The sequence below is a fragment of the Pseudomonas sp. SG20056 genome (assembly GCF_031764535.1).
Taxonomy (GTDB): Bacteria; Pseudomonadota; Gammaproteobacteria; order Pseudomonadales; family Pseudomonadaceae; genus Aquipseudomonas.
Genome location: NZ_CP134499.1, coordinates 4,056,166 through 4,072,045 on the forward strand (window position 1 = coordinate 4,056,166; position 15,880 = coordinate 4,072,045).

A 15,880-nucleotide genomic window follows, 5' to 3' on the forward strand; every position below is an offset into this window, starting at 1 on the left:
ACGCGGTTATGCAAGGCCAGCGGCAGGCGCGTGGATTGCCGCTGGGCTGAACCCGACAGGCAATTGCCCGCCGGGTACTGTCGATTTAGAAGTTTTCTGGTGTTTTGGCTTTCTCGCGCGCCGCTTCGCGGCTGACGATGCCCTTGGTCACCAGAGTTTTCAGGCAGGAATCCAGGGTCTGCATGCCCAGCGAGCCACCGGTCTGGATCGCCGAATACATCTGCGCCACCTTGTCCTCACGAATCAGGTTACGGATGGCCGGGGTGCCGATCATGATTTCGTGGGCCGCCACACGACCGCCGCCGATCTTCTTCAGCAGAGTCTGCGAGATAACCGATTGCAGCGATTCGGAGAGCATGGAGCGCACCATGGATTTCTCTTCGGCCGGGAATACGTCGACCACGCGGTCGATGGTCTTGGCCGCCGAGGTGGTGTGCAGGGTGCCAAACACCAGGTGGCCGGTTTCTGCTGCGGTCAGGGCCAGGCGGATGGTTTCCAGGTCGCGCATCTCGCCGACCAGGATGATGTCCGGGTCTTCCCGCAGTGCCGAGCGCAGGGCTTCGGAGAAGCCGAGGGTGTCGCGGTGCACCTCACGCTGGTTGATCAGGCACTTCTTCGATTCGTGAACAAATTCGATCGGGTCTTCGACCGTCAGGATGTGGTGGTACTTGTTGCTGTTTATATAGTCAAGCATCGCCGCCAGGGTGGTCGACTTACCCGAACCGGTTGGCCCGGTCACCAGCACCAGGCCGCGCGGCACATCGGAAATCTTGCGGAAGATTTCGCCCATGCCAAGGTCTTCCATGCTCAGCACTTTCGACGGAATGGTCCGGAATACCGCGCCAGAACCGCGGTTCTGGTTGAAGGCGTTAACCCGGAAACGCGCCACGCCCGGCACTTCGAAGGAGAAATCGGTCTCGAGGAACTCCTCGAAATCCTTGCGCTGCTTGTCGTTCATGATGTCGTAGATCAGCGCATGCACCTGTTTATGGTCCAGCGCAGGCAAATTGATCCGGCGAACATCACCGTCGACCCGAATCATCGGAGGCAGGCCAGCGGAGAGATGCAGGTCCGATGCACCTTGCTTGGCGCTGAAGGCCAGCAATTCAGTGATATCCATGGGACTCCCTAATGACAGACAAGCAGGTAGAATGCCGCGAAACCCAGGCGGCGGGCGCAAGTAATGTCCACGATAGCAGAGAATATTGCAAAGGTCGGAGTGCGCATCCGTGAGGCGGCGCAAGCCTCGCAGCGAGATTGTGCAGCGGTTGGCCTGCTCGCGGTGAGCAAAACCAAACCGGCCGAAGCGATTCGCCAGGCCTTTGCAGCCGGCACCTGCGATTTCGGTGAGAACTACCTGCAGGAAGCCCTGGAAAAGCAGGCCGAATTGAGCGACCTGCCGCTGACCTGGCACTTTATCGGTCCGATCCAATCGAACAAAACCAAGCCCATCGCCGAGCACTTTGCCTGGGTGCATTCGGTGGATCGCCTGAAAATCGCCCAGCGCCTGTCTGATCAGCGTCCGGCGCATCTGCCACCGTTGAATATCTGCCTACAGGTGAATGTCAGCGGCGAGGCCAGCAAATCTGGCTGCAATCCGGATGAGCTGCCGGAGCTGGCATACGCCGTTACACAACTGCCCAACCTGCGCCTACGCGGATTGATGACAATCCCCGAGCCCACCGATGACCCCAGCGAGCAACGCGCCGCCTTCGCCCGCCTGCGCGAGCTGATGCAAGGCCTGAACCTGGACCTCGACACCTTGTCCATGGGCATGAGCCATGATCTGGAAGCGGCGATTGCCGAAGGCGCGACCTGGGTACGCATCGGTACTGCACTGTTCGGCGCCCGTGATTACAGCACCAGCTGATTGAGTTTGCCTTCAGCCTTATTAAGGAAGCCCGTTATGACCACTCCCCGCATTGCCTTTATCGGTGCCGGCAATATGGCCGCCAGCCTGATCGGCGGCCTGCGTGCCCAGGGCATCGACGCCAGCGCCATTCGCGCCAGCGACCGCGGCGCCGAACAGCGCAGCAAGATCAGCGCCGAGTATGGCATCGCCACCTTCGAAGCCAATGCCGAAGCTATCCAGGGCGCAGATGTGATCGTATTGTCGGTCAAACCGCAGGTGATGAAGGAAGTTTGTCTGGATCTCGCCGCACATATCGGCGAGCAACAGCTAGTGGTGTCGATTGCCGCCGGCATCAGCTGCGCCAGCCTGGAAAGCTGGCTCGGCCCGCGCGCAATTGTGCGCTGCATGCCCAACACGCCGGCACTGCTGCGTCAGGGCGTCAGCGGCCTGTATGCCAATGCTCAGGTTTCGCCAACCCAGCGCCAGCAGGCCGAACAACTGCTCAGCGCCGTCGGCCTGGCGCTGTGGCTGGATCAGGAAGCGCAGATTGATGCCGTAACTGCCGTATCCGGCAGCGGCCCGGCGTACTTCTTCCTGCTGATCGAAGCCATGACCGCCGCTGGCGAGAAACTCGGCCTGCCGCGTGAGACCGCAGCCCAGCTGACCCTACACACCGCTCTTGGCGCCGCACGCATGGCCGTGGCCAGCGATGTTGATGCCAGCGAGCTGCGCCGCCGGGTAACCTCACCGGCCGGCACCACCGAAGCGGCAATCAAGACCTTCCAGGCCAACGGCTTTGAAGCCCTGGTCGAGAAAGCCCTGAATGCCGCCGCCCACCGCTCTGCCGAGCTGGCCGAACAACTCGGTCAATAAGGAACGAAGATGATCGGACTCAATACTGCTGCTGTTTATATCCTGCAAACCATTGGCAGCCTGTACCTGCTGATCGTGCTGCTGCGCTTTATCCTGCAACTGGTGCGGGCGGACTTCTACAACCCGGTGAGCCAGTTCATCGTGCGCGCCACTCATCCACTGCTGAAACCGCTGCGCAAGATCATCCCGAGCCTGGCCGGGCTCGATTTGGCCTCGCTGGTGCTGGCAATCGTGGTGCAACTGGTGCTGATGGCGCTAACCCTGATGCTGCTCGGCTATGGCCTGGACAATCCGCTGCAGCTACTGGTGTGGTCGATCATTGGCGTCACCGCGCTGTTCCTCAAGGTGTTCTTCTTCGCCCTGATCATCAGCGTGATCCTCTCCTGGGTCGCCCAGGGCAGCCATAACCCCACCGCCATGCTGATCAACCAGATCTGCGAGCCACTGCTGTCGCCGATCCGCCGCATCCTGCCGAGCATGGGCGGACTGGATCTGTCGCCGATCGTGGCCTTTCTGATCCTCAACCTGATCGACATGCTGGTGATCCGCAACCTGGCGATCATGACCGGCATGTACAAAGGCCTGAGCCTGGCAATCTGACCGCGAGCGCTGATGAGCCACTTTCGCTGGGACGGCGCCGACCTGATCCTCGAATGCCACCTGCAGCCCAAAGCGAGCAAAGATGAGTTCGCCGGGCTGCACGGTGAGCGGGTGAAGATCCGCCTCACGGCCCCACCCGTAGACGGCAAGGCCAACGCACAGCTGCTGGCCTTTCTGGCCAGCGTATTCGCCGTCAGCAAGAGCCAGGTCAGCCTGGAAAGCGGCCAGCAAAGCCGGCACAAACGTGTGCGTATCAAACAGCCGCAACGGCTTCCGTCGGAACTGACGCTGACCACTCAGTCACTCTGACCGACCATAAGGCGGGCGCGCGACGACATGCAATTGACGCCATAGCTGCGACCCGCATAATGCCAAGCAGGTCAATCCACGAACGTCGTGGATCTGGCGTAATTCCACAGGCTTTAAAGCGTTATCTGCCGCGCCCTCGCTGCGCGGCATCGTTCAATGTGTGCCCGACTTAACCTGGGTGCCGTATAGCCCCAGTCGCCCCACAATGGATGCGCCAACCGGAGGAAAGCCCAGGATGAGCATGGAACGTCTCAGTCAGCAGGTCGATGCTTACGTCACCTGGAAGCGCGAGCTGATGCGCGAAATCACCCGCTATCGCAGCTGGCTGGTGACCAATCGGCTGAACTCCGAGGCCGTGGAAGCCAAGCTTGAGCGCGCGCTGAAACTGCTGCGCACGGACCACATCACCCTAGCCTTTGTCGGCGAGTTCTCCCGCGGCAAGACCGAGCTGATCAACAGCCTGTTCTTCTCCTCCTACGGCCAGCGCATGCTGCCGTCCCAGGCTGGGCGCACCACCATGTGCCCGACCGAGCTGTTCTTCGACCCGCGCTCGGAACGCTCCTATATCCGCCTGCTGCCGATCGAGACCCGCGTATCCGAAGCCAGCGTGGCGCAGTTCAAACGTATTCCGCGGCACTGGGTGAATATCCCGCTGGACCTCAGCGACCCAGACAATATGGTCCAGGCCTTTATCCAGGTCGCCCGCACCAAACCCATGCCGGTCGAACAGGCGATTGCCCTGGGCTTCCACCCGGACATGCTGGAAAGCACCAACAAACCCGGCGAAGTACTGGTACCGGCCTGGCGTCACGCCATGGTCAACTTCGATCATCCGCTGCTGCGTCAGGGCCTGCGTATTCTCGACACTCCCGGCCTGAACGCCCTCGGCAGCGAGCCGGAGCTGACCCTGTCGATGCTGCCCAGCGCCCAGGCGATCATCTTCCTGCTGTCCGCCGATACAGGTGTGACTGCCAGCGACATGGCCGTGTGGCAGCAGCATATCCGCCAACTCGACGAAGACACCCAGACCAGTCTGTTCGCCGTATTGAACAAGATCGACGTGCTCTGGGATGACCTGGCCGGCGAAGCCTTTGTGCAGAACGCCATCCGCCAGATTCAGACCAGCACCGCGCGCCAGCTCGGCATCCGCGTCGAGGACGTGCTGCCGCTGTCGGCCAAGCAGGCGATGCTGGCCAAGGTGCGCAAGGACCCGGAACTGCTGGCCCGCAGCCAGATGAGCAACCTGGAAAACCTGCTCTGCGAACGCATCATCGCGCAGAAGGAACGCCTGCTCGAAGACCGCGTGGTCAATCAGGTGCTGAGGCTGCTGCAGAACAGCCAGCACGTGCTCAACCTGCGCCTGGAAAAGGTCAACGAACAGCAAGCGCTGCTGAGCAACCATCAGCACGACAACGGCCAAATGCTGTTCGAGCTGACCGCCAAGACCAAGGAAGATCACAGCCAGCACCACAAACGCCTGCTCGGCCTGAAAACCAACCAGCGTTTACTCAAACGTCAGGGCGACCTCCTGCGCCACGCCTCGCGCAGCGAGCGCCTAGACGAACACCTGAACAAGGTGCGCAAAAATCTCACCGGCAGCTGGACCACCCTGGGCATCAACCAGGCCATTCTGTATTTCTTCCGCAGCGTGGAGCAGGACCTGCACAACCTGGCCCAGGAAGCCGACATGGCCAACAAGATGGTCGCGGCCATCTACCGCCGGCACAACGAAGAAAACCCGCTGCACGGCGTCGATGCGCCGCAGTTCAACGTCAACCGCTACCTGCGTGAACTCAAGCAGCAGCAGGCCAAGGCCGACCAGTTCCGCCTGCAGCTGAAAACCCTGCTGACCGAACAGCGCAGCCTGACCAAACGCTTCTTCGCCACCCTGGTGCAGGAAGTGATCGGCCTGCACCAGCGCATGCGCCAGGAAGCCGAACAGTGGGCCAGCGATGCGCTGATGCCACTGATGCAACACACCCTGGAGCACAAGCAGCTGCTGGAAACCCACATGCTGCGGCTCAAGGCCCTGGCTCAGGAAACCCAACAGGCGCGCCAGCGCGGCCAGCAACTGGCACGTTACAGCGGCGAACTGGAGCAGCAACTGGCGCAGGCCAACGACATGCTGCGCATCCTGCGCCGCCCTGCTCCCGTGCAGCGTCAGGGTAAGGTGGTCAATCTGCCAGGGGCTGCGCGCCCGCATAGCATCGGCGAATAGACCGCAGCCTCAGCAGCACCATATCCGCCGTACCCCAGCCGCCCCATGCGCTTGCCGCCTGGGGCGGCGCATTTAGGGGCTGTTCCCGTTTCGCGCGCGGCCGCGCCGGAGCCTGTTTTAGCGCGAGGCAAGGCACGAGACACGAGGTTTGGTCGTTCCAAATGAGTGTCGAGAAACACAGCTTCGCGCTAAAACAGGCCCGTCCCTTCGGGTTGCGCGAAAAATCTCGCCATGCGGTGTTGAAGGACTTGGCAAGGGAACACCATTACCAGCGTCCTTCGCCTAGCCTGGCGAGATTTTGCGCAGCAACGCGGCTTGCGACGAAACGGGAACAGACCCTAGACTGCGGCCTTTCTTTATTGCGAGCAGGGTCGATGTCGACTGCCTTTCCCCAAGACTCTGTTGGCCTGGTAACCCCGCAGGTTCTGCACTTCGCAGAACCTCTGGCGCTGGCCTGCGGGCGCAGCCTGGCCGACTACCAACTGATCTTCGAAACCTATGGCGAACTGAATGCCACGGCAAGCAACGCCGTGCTGATCTGCCACGCCCTCTCCGGCCACCACCATGCCGCCGGTTATCACAGCGCCGATGACCGTAAACCGGGCTGGTGGGACAGCTGCATCGGCCCCGGCAAACCCATCGACACCAACAAGTTCTTTGTCGTCAGCCTGAACAACCTCGGCGGCTGCAACGGCTCTACCGGCCCCAGCAGCATCAACCCGGCGACCGGCAAACCCTTCGGCGCCGACTTCCCGGTCATGACCGTGGAAGACTGGGTACACAGCCAGGCGCGGCTGGCCGACAACCTCGGCATCCAGCAGTGGGCCGCGGTGATCGGCGGTAGCCTCGGCGGCATGCAGGCCATGCAATGGACCATCAGCTACCCCGAACGCGTGCGCCACTGCCTGGCCATCGCCTCGGCACCCAAACTGTCGGCGCAGAACATCGCCTTCAACGAAGTGGCACGCCAGGCGATCCTCACTGACCCGCAATTTCACGGCGGACACTTTCAGGAACAGGGCGTAATCCCCAAGCGCGGACTGATGCTGGCGCGCATGGTCGGCCACATCACCTACCTGTCGGATGACGCCATGGGCGAGAAATTCGGCCGGGGCCTGAAAAGCGAAAAGCTCAACTACGACTTCCACAGTGTCGAGTTCCAGGTGGAAAGCTACCTGCGCTATCAGGGTGAAGAGTTCTCCGGGCGCTTCGACGCCAACACCTACCTGCTGATGACCAAGGCGCTGGACTACTTCGATCCGGCGGCAGCCTTTGATGGCGATCTGGCCAAGACATTGGCCCACGTCAGCGCTGATTTCTGCGTGATGTCCTTCACCACCGACTGGCGCTTCTCGCCAGCACGTTCGCGGGAAATCGTGGATGCCCTGACCGCCGCGCGCAAGAACGTCTGCTACCTGGAAATCGATGCGCCCCAGGGTCACGATGCCTTCCTGATGCCGATCCCGCGTTACCTGCAGGCATTCGACAGCTATATGAAACGGATCAAGGTGTAGTCATGCGCGCGGACCTCGAAATCATCCAAGAGTGGATTCCCGCAGGCAGCCGTGTGCTCGACCTGGGCTGCGGCAATGGCGAGTTGCTCGCCTGGCTGGCCGAACACAAGCAGGTCTCCGGTTACGGCCTGGAAATCGATGCGGACAACATCGCCCAGTGCGTGAGCAAGGGCGTCAACGTCATCGAGCAGAACCTCGACCAGGGCCTGGGCAACTTTGCCAGCAACAGCTTCGACGTGGTGGTCATGACCCAGTCGCTGCAAGCCCTGCATTACCCGGACAAGGTGCTGGCGGAGATGCTGCGCGTCGGCAAGACCTGCATCATCACCTTCCCCAACTTCGGCCACTGGCACTGCCGCTGGTACCTCACCACCAAAGGCCGCATGCCGGTGTCGGATTTTCTCCCGTACACCTGGTTCAACACGCCGAACATCCACTTCTGCACCTTCGAAGACTTCGAAAAGCTGTGCCACGACCAAGGCGCGAAAGTCATGGATCGCCTGGCCGTAGACCGCGACCACCGGCACGGCTGGGCCAGCCGCATCTGGCCTAATCTGTTAGGTGAAATCGGCATTTACCGGATCAGCGGGCCTACCGCCCAGGATGCCCAATAAGCGGCCTATTCACAGGCCACTGTCTATCTGGAGAAACCATCATGCGTCGCATCGCATTTCTATTGATCGCCCTGTGCCTGAGCCTGCCAGCGCTGGCTGAACGCAAACAAACGTTCGGCGACCTCGACGTGCACTACATCGCCTTCAATTCCAGCTTTCTGCAGCCGGACATCGCCGCCGCCAACAGCCTGGTACGCAGCAAGACCCAGGGCGTGGTGAATATTTCCGTGCTCAAGGCCGGCAAGGCCAGCAGCGCCAGCGTCAGTGGCGAAGTGAAGGACCTGGTCGGGCGCAGTCAGCCGCTGACCTTCAAACAGGTCAACGAAGGTGAGGCTATTTATTACCTGGCGCAATTCACCTTCAGCCAGCGTGAAATGCTGCGTTTCACCATCAACGTGCGCGCGGCCGATGGCGTGGCGCACAGCTTCGACTTCAACCAGGAATTCTTCCCAGACGAATGATGCACTTCAACGAACTGGTGCTGGCCAGCCATAACGCCGGCAAACTCAAAGAGCTGCAAGCCATGCTCGGCAGCAGCGTACGCGTGCGTTCGGTCGGCGAGTTCTCGATGGTCGAGCCGGAAGAAACCGGCCTGTCGTTTATCGAGAACGCCATTCTCAAAGCGCGCAACGCTGCACGCCTGTCCGGCCTGCCGGCGCTGGCCGATGACTCCGGCCTGGCGGTGGATTTTCTCGGTGGCGCACCGGGCATCTACTCGGCGCGCTACGCCGATGGTCAGGGTGACGCGGCGAATAATGCCAAGCTGCTCGACGCCCTGAAAGATGTACCGGATGCCGAGCGCGGCGCGCAGTTCGTCTGCTGCCTGGCGCTGGTGCGGCATGCCGATGATCCGCTGCCGATCATCTGCGAAGGTCTCTGGCACGGACGCATCCTGCACGCTGCACAAGGCGTCGAAGGCTTCGGCTATGACCCGCTGTTCTGGGTGCCCGAGCGCGAGTGCTCCAGCGCCGAGCTGCCGGCTGCCGAGAAAAACCAGATCAGCCACCGCGCCCGCGCCATGGCCCTGCTGAAACAGCGGCTGGGTCTGGCATGACCATGGCGTCCGGCGGTGGCTTCGCGCTGCCGCCCCTTGCACTCTATGTGCACATTCCCTGGTGCGTGAAGAAGTGCCCGTATTGCGACTTCAACTCCCACACCGCCGGGCCCAACCTGCCGGAAGAAGAGTACGTCGACGCCCTGCTAGCCGATCTCGATGCTGATCTGGCGCAGGCGCATAACCGGCCGCTGAGTTCGATTTTCTTTGGCGGCGGCACTCCCAGCTTGTTCTCGGCCAAGGCCCTCGGTCGCCTGCTTGAAGGTGTGGAGCGGCGCGTGCCGTTTGCCGCCGATATCGAAATCACCCTGGAAGCCAACCCCGGCACCTTCGAACAGGCCAAGTTCAAGGACTATCGCCGCCTGGGCATCAATCGCCTGTCGATTGGCGTGCAGAGTTTCCAGGCGCCCAAGCTGATCGCTTTGGGCCGAATCCACAACGGCGACGAAGCGGTGCATGCAGCCGATATGGCCCGTGCCGCCGGCTTCGACAATTTCAACCTCGACCTGATGCACGGCCTGCCAAATCAGTCCATCGAGGATGCACTCAGCGATCTGCGCACCGCCATTGCTCAAGGGCCGACGCACCTGTCCTGGTATCAGCTGACCGTGGAGCCGAACACGGTGTTCTGGAACCAGCCACCCGAAGTGCCGGAAGACGATATTCTCTGGGACATTCAGGAAGCCGGACAGGCCCTGCTGGCTGCTGAAGGTTACGCGCAGTACGAAGTGTCGGCCTACGCCCAGGCTGGCAAAGCGGCGCGGCACAACCTCAATTACTGGACCTTCGGTGACTTTCTCGGCATCGGTGCCGGCGCTCACGCCAAACTCAGCCAGCCGGACGGGCGCATCAGCCGCAGCTGGAAAACCCGCCTACCCAAGGACTACCTCGACACCAGCAAACGCTTCAGCGCCGGCGAGCGCGTCCTTAGCGCAGATGAACTGCCCTTCGAATTTCTGATGAATGTGCTGCGCCTCACGGACGGCGTCGCCAGCGAACTGTTCACTCAGCGCACCGGCCTGCCGCTCAGCCAACTCGCCGCAGCGCGCATTGCAGCGCAAAAGCGCGGCCTGCTGCACAGCGATCCGACACGCCTGTGCGCCACCCGCGAAGGCCAGCTGTTTCTCAACGACCTGCTGCAGTATTTTCTACCCTGACGTACACGCCGCTACGGCTAAGGACACCGGATGGACCTGCTACTCGACCTGATCGTCACCCTGTCGCGCTGGAGCCGCAGCCACCTCTACGATATTTCCCTGGCGATCATGGCCACCCTGCTGGTGCTATTCGGCCCTGGCATCAACGCCTGGGTACAACGCAATACCGCCAGCATGAACTTCATCTTCCGCACACTGATCTTCGTGCTGCTCTGCGCGGTGGGCTACGGCCTGTTGATCGTCTTCGCCACGCCGTATCTGGCCAAGGGCCTGGGCTTTTTCAACAATTTCACCCTGGCCCCTGTGCTGATCCTGGTGTTCTTTATCATCGGCATCCTCGCCGACCGCAGCTAGGCTCTGGCGGACTGACGGGGGCCTGAGCATAGGCTCCCGGTTGCCGTTGCAACCATCAACTGACACCCATCACGCCCTGGCAACAAATTGCCGACCGACTGTGACGATCATCGCAGATCGCCATCACGCCTCAACAAGCGCTGTTTTTTTTCATTAGCCTTGCGCCCCCAACACTGCCCGCAGTGCTGGTTGCAGCCGTTTTCTCCCGTTCAAACAGCGCCTCCAGCCTTTCCTTGCCCGACTTTGCGTCGGCTGCGGCAGTGCATTACGGCCACACCTACTGATGCCCTAGCCATGATCACGCCAGCCCTGCGCCCGCTTCTCCGCCTGCTACTGTTGCACACCGCCCTGTTGCTGAGCATCGCCAGCCAGGCCAATGCGTCGACCGAAGCATCTGCACAGAGCGAGGACAGCTGGACCATCAATATGCAGAGTGCGGAGATTCGTGACTTTATCGAGCAGATCTCCAGCATCAGCGGGCAGACCTTTATCATCGACCCACGGGTAAAAGGTCAGGTCACCGTAATTGCTCAGCAGCCGATGAACATTGCTGAGGTCTACAAGCTGTTTCTCTCAGTGATGAGCACCCATGGTTTCGCCGTGATGCCCCAGGGCAATCAGCTGAGCATCATCCCCAGCAGCGAGGCCAAGACCACCGCCGGCAGCCGTGGCAACCTGGAAACCCGCGTGCTGCAGGTGCAGCATGGCGCCGCCAACGATTTGTTGCCGCTGATCCGCCCGCTGGTCGCCAACCATGGTCACCTGGCCGCCGTGCCTTCATCCAACAGCCTGATCATCAGCGACACTCCGGCCAATATCGCCCGCATCGACGAAATCATCCGCCAGCTGGACAGCCAGAATCAGGAAGACTTCAGCGTCTATGACCTGCGCCACGCCTGGGTCCATGAGCTGGCAGCGGTGATCAACAGTTCGCTGAAGAATGTCCAGGCCAGCGGTGCCCAGGTAATCGCCGATACCCGCGCCAACCGCCTGCTGCTGCTCGGCCCCAGCGACGCCCGCGCGCGCCTGTTGAAATTGGCACAGAGCCTCGACACGCCCAGCTCGCGTTCAACCAATACCCGGGTTATCCGCCTGCGCCATGGTGATGCCAAGGAGATGGCGAAAACTCTCGGCGACTTCGGCGACAACCTGAGCCAAAGCCAGGGCAGTGAAAACGCCACACCGCTGAAGCTGATGATCCGCGCCGATGAAAGCCTCAATGCCATCGTCATCATGGCCGAAGCCGATATCGTCAATATGTTCGAGGACCTGGTGCGCCAACTGGACATACCCCGCGCCCAAGTGCTGGTGGAGGCGGCCATCGTCGAGATGTCCGGCGATATCAATGACGCCCTTGGCGTGCAGTGGGCCATCGATGGCCGCAACGGCAGCGGTGGCCTGGGTGGCGTCAACTTCAGCAACACAGGGCTGTCGGTCGGTACCCTGCTCGGCGCCATCGCCAGCGAAAACCCCGCAGAGCTGGCCAAAGCGCTGCCCAACGGGGCGATTTTCGGGGTCGGCAACGACAATTTCGGCGCCCTGATCACCGCGCTGTCGTCGAACGGCAAAAGCAACCTGCTCTCCACCCCGACCCTGCTGACGCTGGATAACCAGGCCGCCGAGATTCTGGTCGGGCAGAACGTACCGTTCCAGACCGGTTCCTATACCACCGACGCCGCGGGCTCGAGCAACCCCTTCACCACCATCGAACGCAAGGATATCGGCGTCACCCTCAAGGTCACCCCACATATCAATGAAGGCGCCACCCTGCGCCTGGTGATCGAGCAGGAAATCTCCTCCATCGCCCCAAGCACTGGGCTGAATGCCCAGGCCGTGGATCTGGTGACCAACAAGCGCTCGATCAAGAGCACCGTGCTGGCCGATGACGGCCAGGTGATCGTGCTCGGCGGTCTGATTCAGGACGACATCACCAGCAGCGAGAGCAAGGTGCCATTGCTCGGTGATATTCCCGGAGTCGGCCGGCTATTCCGCTCGACCCGCGAAGCCCGGCAAAAGCGCAACCTGATGGTATTCCTGCGCCCGACAGTGGCGCGCGACGGGGTCGGGCTGGCCAACCTGAGCCTGGGCAAATACCGTGACCTGCGCCTACTCGGTCAGGCCAACGGTTACGACCATCTGCCGCAGCAGGCCCATGCTCTGTTCGATCAGGGCATTGAGGCACCCGCGACCGATCTGCGCCAGCCGGCCAAAGCCATCCCGGCAAAACCGAGCAAGACCTTGATCGAAACGCCAAAACCTGTCGACCACAGAACCCTGGGCGATGGCCGTGGCGGCGAAAGCAAACCCAAGGTTGCAGCGCGCCGCCATACCATCCAGCTGGTTGAAGGCAGCAGCCGCGAATTTATGCAGGCCCTGCTCGAACGCCATCCCAAACAGCCGCTGCGTCTGGCCGAACGTAATGAAGCCGGGGAAACCCGCTATGCCGTGCTTTATGGCAGTTACCCGAGCCGTGAAATGGCGCTCAAAGCCCTCGCCGCCCTGCCCGAACAGCTGCCCAAACGCAGCGCCAGCGCCCAGCCCGAGTAAGCGTAACGCCGTTGCTGCAGCGCGCAGCAACGGCATGACCGAGCTGCCTGGAACTGTGCCCCATTTCCAGCGAGACGTGGCACACCCTGCATATGAGACCAGCGTTCAAATTAAACAAGCTGGCCCTGCCCATACCCTCTGCCTGTGAACTGCATAGCGAATAACCGCACAGGCTCTACCTAGACTGCGCGACTTCAATTTCCCAGACTAATGGAGCAGTCGCATGTCAAAACGCTGGATCACAGCCGCAGTCGCCACCGCTATTGTCGGCGGCGTCTTGGGGGTCGTGCTCTCGGCTGACCTTGAGCAGCCAAAGCCAACCCAAGCAGCATCAAATGACAGCCAGAGCGGCAAACCACCCACCCCCAGCCAGAGCACTGCCGCGCCCGCAAGCCAGGCAGCCAGCCAAGGCGCCAGCGGCGTCTCCACCCTGCAGACCAAACCACCCGTGGCCACCAACAGCGCCGCGCAGACCACGCTCTGGGATGCCCAGTCGCTGCAAGAAACCGAGAGCAACGGCATCACCCAGCACCTGACCCAGGTTGATCCACAGCAACTCAACAACCTGGCGGTCGGTCAGGTGCTTTCTCTGGCACTGCCGGGGCGTAGCAGCCCAACCCGCGCCACCCTCGGCGAAACCCGCAACACCGCCGGCAGCGCCGTATGGCAAGGCAGCCTGATGGATGGCGACGAGGTGGAAAGCATGACCCTGGTCAAGGGTGCGCTGGAGACCCATATCACCGTCGCCACGCTCGACGGCAGCCTGTCGATCATCATCGATAACGCCACCGGCAAGACGGTGATCACCGATGAGAACCAGCTGGTAATGCGGGCCGATCCCAATGACCACCTGCACTACGACCATAAAGAACTGGCCCCACTGCCACCGCCCGCTCAGGGCTGATCACCGTCTTACTCAAATCGCACAAGGAACGCTGATATGAAGAAAGTGCAATGGCTCTCTGCCCTCGCACTGGCCCTGACCGCCCATAGCGCCCAGGCCAACCCGCAAACCGTCGACATCATGGTGCTCTATACCAAAGACGCGCAGAGCCTGCCCAACGGCCGCGATATCGACGCACGCATCGCCAGCTACATCGAATACACCAACACGGCCTACGCCAAAAGCGGCGTGAATATCCGCCTGCGCCTGGTACACAAGCAGCTGCTTGACTGGGCCAACTACTACGATGTGTCCGGCGCCAACCTCAACAAGTTCACCGACGACGCCCAGGTAAAGCGCCTGCGTGAACAATACGGCGCCGACGTGGTACAGCTGATCAACCGTACCACCCAGGGTCAGGGTTATGGCGTCTGCGGCATCGCCTGGATGGGCACTGGCACGAAGAACAGCGACCGCTTCAACAGCGGCGCCAAGGAAATGGCCTACGGCCTGACCGGTGTCGACTGCAGCCTCAGTACCTTCGCCCATGAAGCTGGCCACAATATGGGCCTGCGCCACTCCTACGAGCAGGACCAGCAGGAAGGCTACTACAACGCCAACGGCCATAACGGCACCCACGAATGGAGCCGTGGCTACGGTGTCCAGGGCCAGTTCAGCACCATCATGGCCTACCCCCAGGTCTTCGGCGCGCGCCGTCAGGCTCCGGTATTTTCCAACCCACGGCTGAATGACGCTGACTGCGCCAACCAGCCTTGCGGCATGCCCGATCGTTCGGATGCCGTACGCTCGCTAAATACCATGGCCGCGCAGATCGCCGCCTTCCGCGCCACCCAGGTGCCGGTCACCACTAACCCTGGTACCGGCAACCCAACCACGCCACCGGCCGAACTGCCCTGGTGCAGCAAGCCAGCGCTCAAGGGCCTGGTCAGCAACGGCGAATTCAACAGCAACGAGGGCTGGCGCGCGCTGTTCGGTCAGGCGCAGCTGAGCCTGGTCAATGTGGCCCTGAACTGCCGCGACAACGCGCTGCAGATGGATGCTCAGGCCTTCGACGTACTGGCCACACCGGTCACCGGCCTGACTACCGGCGCGAAATATCGCCTGAAAGCCAAAGCCATGCTCAAGGCCCGCGACAGCCGTGAGAACGTACGCGTGGCGATCCTGCAGGAAAGCATCGACGGCCGCTTTACCTACAGCGCCGAACAGACGGCAAACCTGTCGGTGACCGGCAACGAGTTCAGCCGCCTGGAAAAATCCTTCACCTACACAACGCCAAGCAACGTGCGCAATCTGTATGTAGCGATCTGGAGCGACAGCGGCAGCAGCCTGCTGGTCGATGAAGTCGAGCTGCAGGAAGTCCAGGCCGCTGCGCCGCCGACGCCGCCAGCACCGCCCCAGTTCGGCTGGAACTTCGAGAACGGCATTGGTGGCTGGTCAGGCTTCCATGGCAGCGCCCGCGCCAGCACGTTCGCCAACGGCAGCCGCCAGGCGCTGGAAGCCTATCAACGTCAGTACGAAGGCTCTGGCGCAAGCGTCAGCCTGCTCGGTAATGTTCAGGCTGGTAATCGTTATCGCGTCTCGGCCGACCTGAGTATTGGTCGCAGCAGTGCGGTCAGCGCCATCGCTTATGCCTACCTGTATGTCGAAGACAGCAATGGCCGTGGCCAGTACCTGCCGCTTGGTCAGCGCACCACCCGGGGTGGCAGCTGGAGCAAGTTGCAACATGAAGTACAGCTACCAGCCGGCACCCTGCGCCGCGCCGATCTGCTAATTCTTGGCACACAACGCGGGCAGTCGTTGTTTATCGACAACGTCAGCATCGGCAAGCTGTAAAACTCCGGCCCCACCAAAACCCATGGCTGCGTCAGCAGCCATGGGTTTTTT

Annotated in this window: 15 protein-coding genes; 14 read left to right on the plus strand and 1 reads right to left on the minus strand. The window is 61.6% G+C overall.

What is annotated here, in order from left to right; all coding sequences use genetic code 11:
• Positions 1–85 precede the first annotated feature (85 nt).
• Positions 86–1,120 carry a type IV pilus twitching motility protein PilT gene (locus tag RHP75_RS19170; RefSeq protein ID WP_090250115.1) on the minus strand — a complete coding sequence of 345 codons (1,035 nt, stop codon included), beginning with the start codon at positions 1,118–1,120 and terminating at the stop codon, positions 86–88.
• Between the two features lie 63 nt (positions 1,121–1,183).
• On the opposite strand from RHP75_RS19170, the gene RHP75_RS19175 reads away from it, so the two are divergent.
• The 14 genes from RHP75_RS19175 to RHP75_RS19240 all read left to right on the plus strand — a co-directional run bounded on the left by RHP75_RS19175 (position 1,184) and on the right by RHP75_RS19240 (position 15,829).
• The gene (locus RHP75_RS19175; RefSeq protein WP_311089596.1) at positions 1,184–1,870 is read left to right on the plus strand and encodes a YggS family pyridoxal phosphate-dependent enzyme; all 687 of its coding nucleotides are present in this window, start codon (positions 1,184–1,186) and stop codon (positions 1,868–1,870) included.
• A 36-nt stretch (positions 1,871–1,906) separates the two neighbouring features.
• Positions 1,907–2,725, plus strand: a complete 819-nt coding sequence (gene proC, locus RHP75_RS19180; protein WP_311089597.1) for a pyrroline-5-carboxylate reductase — start codon at positions 1,907–1,909, stop codon at positions 2,723–2,725.
• Positions 2,726–2,734: 9 nt separating this feature from the next.
• Positions 2,735–3,325: a YggT family protein gene (locus RHP75_RS19185; RefSeq protein ID WP_311089598.1), complete on the plus strand. Its 591-nt coding sequence runs from the start codon at positions 2,735–2,737 to the stop codon at positions 3,323–3,325.
• 12 nt (positions 3,326–3,337) lie between these two features.
• Positions 3,338–3,634, plus strand: coding sequence for a DUF167 domain-containing protein (locus RHP75_RS19190; protein WP_311089599.1), 297 nt, complete (start codon positions 3,338–3,340; stop codon positions 3,632–3,634).
• Between the two features lie 235 nt (positions 3,635–3,869).
• A complete protein-coding gene (locus tag RHP75_RS19195) occupies positions 3,870–5,852 on the plus strand; it encodes a dynamin-like GTPase family protein (RefSeq protein ID WP_311089601.1) in 1,983 nt (660 codons plus the stop codon).
• A 374-nt stretch (positions 5,853–6,226) separates the two neighbouring features.
• Positions 6,227–7,366, plus strand: a complete 1,140-nt coding sequence (locus RHP75_RS19200) for a homoserine O-acetyltransferase (RefSeq protein ID WP_160085799.1) — start codon at positions 6,227–6,229, stop codon at positions 7,364–7,366.
• Between the two features lie 2 nt (positions 7,367–7,368).
• Positions 7,369–7,980: a methionine biosynthesis protein MetW gene (gene metW, locus RHP75_RS19205; RefSeq protein ID WP_311089602.1), complete on the plus strand. Its 612-nt coding sequence runs from the start codon at positions 7,369–7,371 to the stop codon at positions 7,978–7,980.
• Positions 7,981–8,021: 41 nt separating this feature from the next.
• Positions 8,022–8,441 carry a DUF4426 domain-containing protein gene (locus RHP75_RS19210; protein ID WP_311089603.1) on the plus strand — a complete coding sequence of 140 codons (420 nt, stop codon included), beginning with the start codon at positions 8,022–8,024 and terminating at the stop codon, positions 8,439–8,441.
• Entirely contained in the window at positions 8,438–9,034 is a 597-nt protein-coding gene (gene rdgB / locus RHP75_RS19215) for an RdgB/HAM1 family non-canonical purine NTP pyrophosphatase (protein ID WP_257776751.1), read from the plus strand. The genes RHP75_RS19210 and rdgB overlap by 4 nt, the downstream gene beginning before the upstream one ends.
• Before the next feature lie 2 nt (positions 9,035–9,036).
• A complete protein-coding gene (hemW, locus tag RHP75_RS19220) occupies positions 9,037–10,191 on the plus strand; it encodes a radical SAM family heme chaperone HemW (protein WP_311091998.1) in 1,155 nt (384 codons plus the stop codon).
• A 30-nt stretch (positions 10,192–10,221) separates the two neighbouring features.
• Positions 10,222–10,545, plus strand: coding sequence for a DUF3392 domain-containing protein (locus RHP75_RS19225; RefSeq protein ID WP_233683385.1), 324 nt, complete (start codon positions 10,222–10,224; stop codon positions 10,543–10,545).
• Positions 10,546–10,839: 294 nt separating this feature from the next.
• On the plus strand, positions 10,840–13,092 hold the full coding sequence (gene gspD, locus RHP75_RS19230) for a type II secretion system secretin GspD (protein WP_311089604.1): 2,253 nt from the start codon (positions 10,840–10,842) through the stop codon (positions 13,090–13,092).
• 223 nt (positions 13,093–13,315) lie between these two features.
• Positions 13,316–13,996, plus strand: a complete 681-nt coding sequence (locus RHP75_RS19235; protein ID WP_311089605.1) for a hypothetical protein — start codon at positions 13,316–13,318, stop codon at positions 13,994–13,996.
• 36 nt (positions 13,997–14,032) lie between these two features.
• Entirely contained in the window at positions 14,033–15,829 is a 1,797-nt protein-coding gene (locus tag RHP75_RS19240) for a zinc-dependent metalloprotease family protein (RefSeq protein ID WP_311089606.1), read from the plus strand.
• Positions 15,830–15,880 lie beyond the last annotated feature (51 nt).

What these genes read in the sequence shown, in the direction of transcription:
- RHP75_RS19170 (WP_090250115.1), bottom strand. Translation starts at nt 1,120, where the DNA reads ATGGATATCACTGAATTGCTGGCCTTCAGCGCCAAGCAAGGTGCATCG.
- RHP75_RS19175 (WP_311089596.1), top strand. Translation starts at nt 1,184, where the DNA reads ATGTCCACGATAGCAGAGAATATTGCAAAGGTCGGAGTGCGCATCCGT.
- proC (WP_311089597.1), top strand. Translation starts at nt 1,907, where the DNA reads ATGACCACTCCCCGCATTGCCTTTATCGGTGCCGGCAATATGGCCGCC.
- RHP75_RS19185 (WP_311089598.1), top strand. Translation starts at nt 2,735, where the DNA reads ATGATCGGACTCAATACTGCTGCTGTTTATATCCTGCAAACCATTGGC.
- RHP75_RS19190 (WP_311089599.1), top strand. Translation starts at nt 3,338, where the DNA reads ATGAGCCACTTTCGCTGGGACGGCGCCGACCTGATCCTCGAATGCCAC.
- RHP75_RS19195 (WP_311089601.1), top strand. Translation starts at nt 3,870, where the DNA reads ATGAGCATGGAACGTCTCAGTCAGCAGGTCGATGCTTACGTCACCTGG.
- RHP75_RS19200 (WP_160085799.1), top strand. Translation starts at nt 6,227, where the DNA reads ATGTCGACTGCCTTTCCCCAAGACTCTGTTGGCCTGGTAACCCCGCAG.
- metW (WP_311089602.1), top strand. Translation starts at nt 7,369, where the DNA reads ATGCGCGCGGACCTCGAAATCATCCAAGAGTGGATTCCCGCAGGCAGC.
- RHP75_RS19210 (WP_311089603.1), top strand. Translation starts at nt 8,022, where the DNA reads ATGCGTCGCATCGCATTTCTATTGATCGCCCTGTGCCTGAGCCTGCCA.
- rdgB (WP_257776751.1), top strand. Translation starts at nt 8,438, where the DNA reads ATGATGCACTTCAACGAACTGGTGCTGGCCAGCCATAACGCCGGCAAA.
- hemW (WP_311091998.1), top strand. Translation starts at nt 9,037, where the DNA reads ATGGCGTCCGGCGGTGGCTTCGCGCTGCCGCCCCTTGCACTCTATGTG.
- RHP75_RS19225 (WP_233683385.1), top strand. Translation starts at nt 10,222, where the DNA reads ATGGACCTGCTACTCGACCTGATCGTCACCCTGTCGCGCTGGAGCCGC.
- gspD (WP_311089604.1), top strand. Translation starts at nt 10,840, where the DNA reads ATGATCACGCCAGCCCTGCGCCCGCTTCTCCGCCTGCTACTGTTGCAC.
- RHP75_RS19235 (WP_311089605.1), top strand. Translation starts at nt 13,316, where the DNA reads ATGTCAAAACGCTGGATCACAGCCGCAGTCGCCACCGCTATTGTCGGC.
- RHP75_RS19240 (WP_311089606.1), top strand. Translation starts at nt 14,033, where the DNA reads ATGAAGAAAGTGCAATGGCTCTCTGCCCTCGCACTGGCCCTGACCGCC.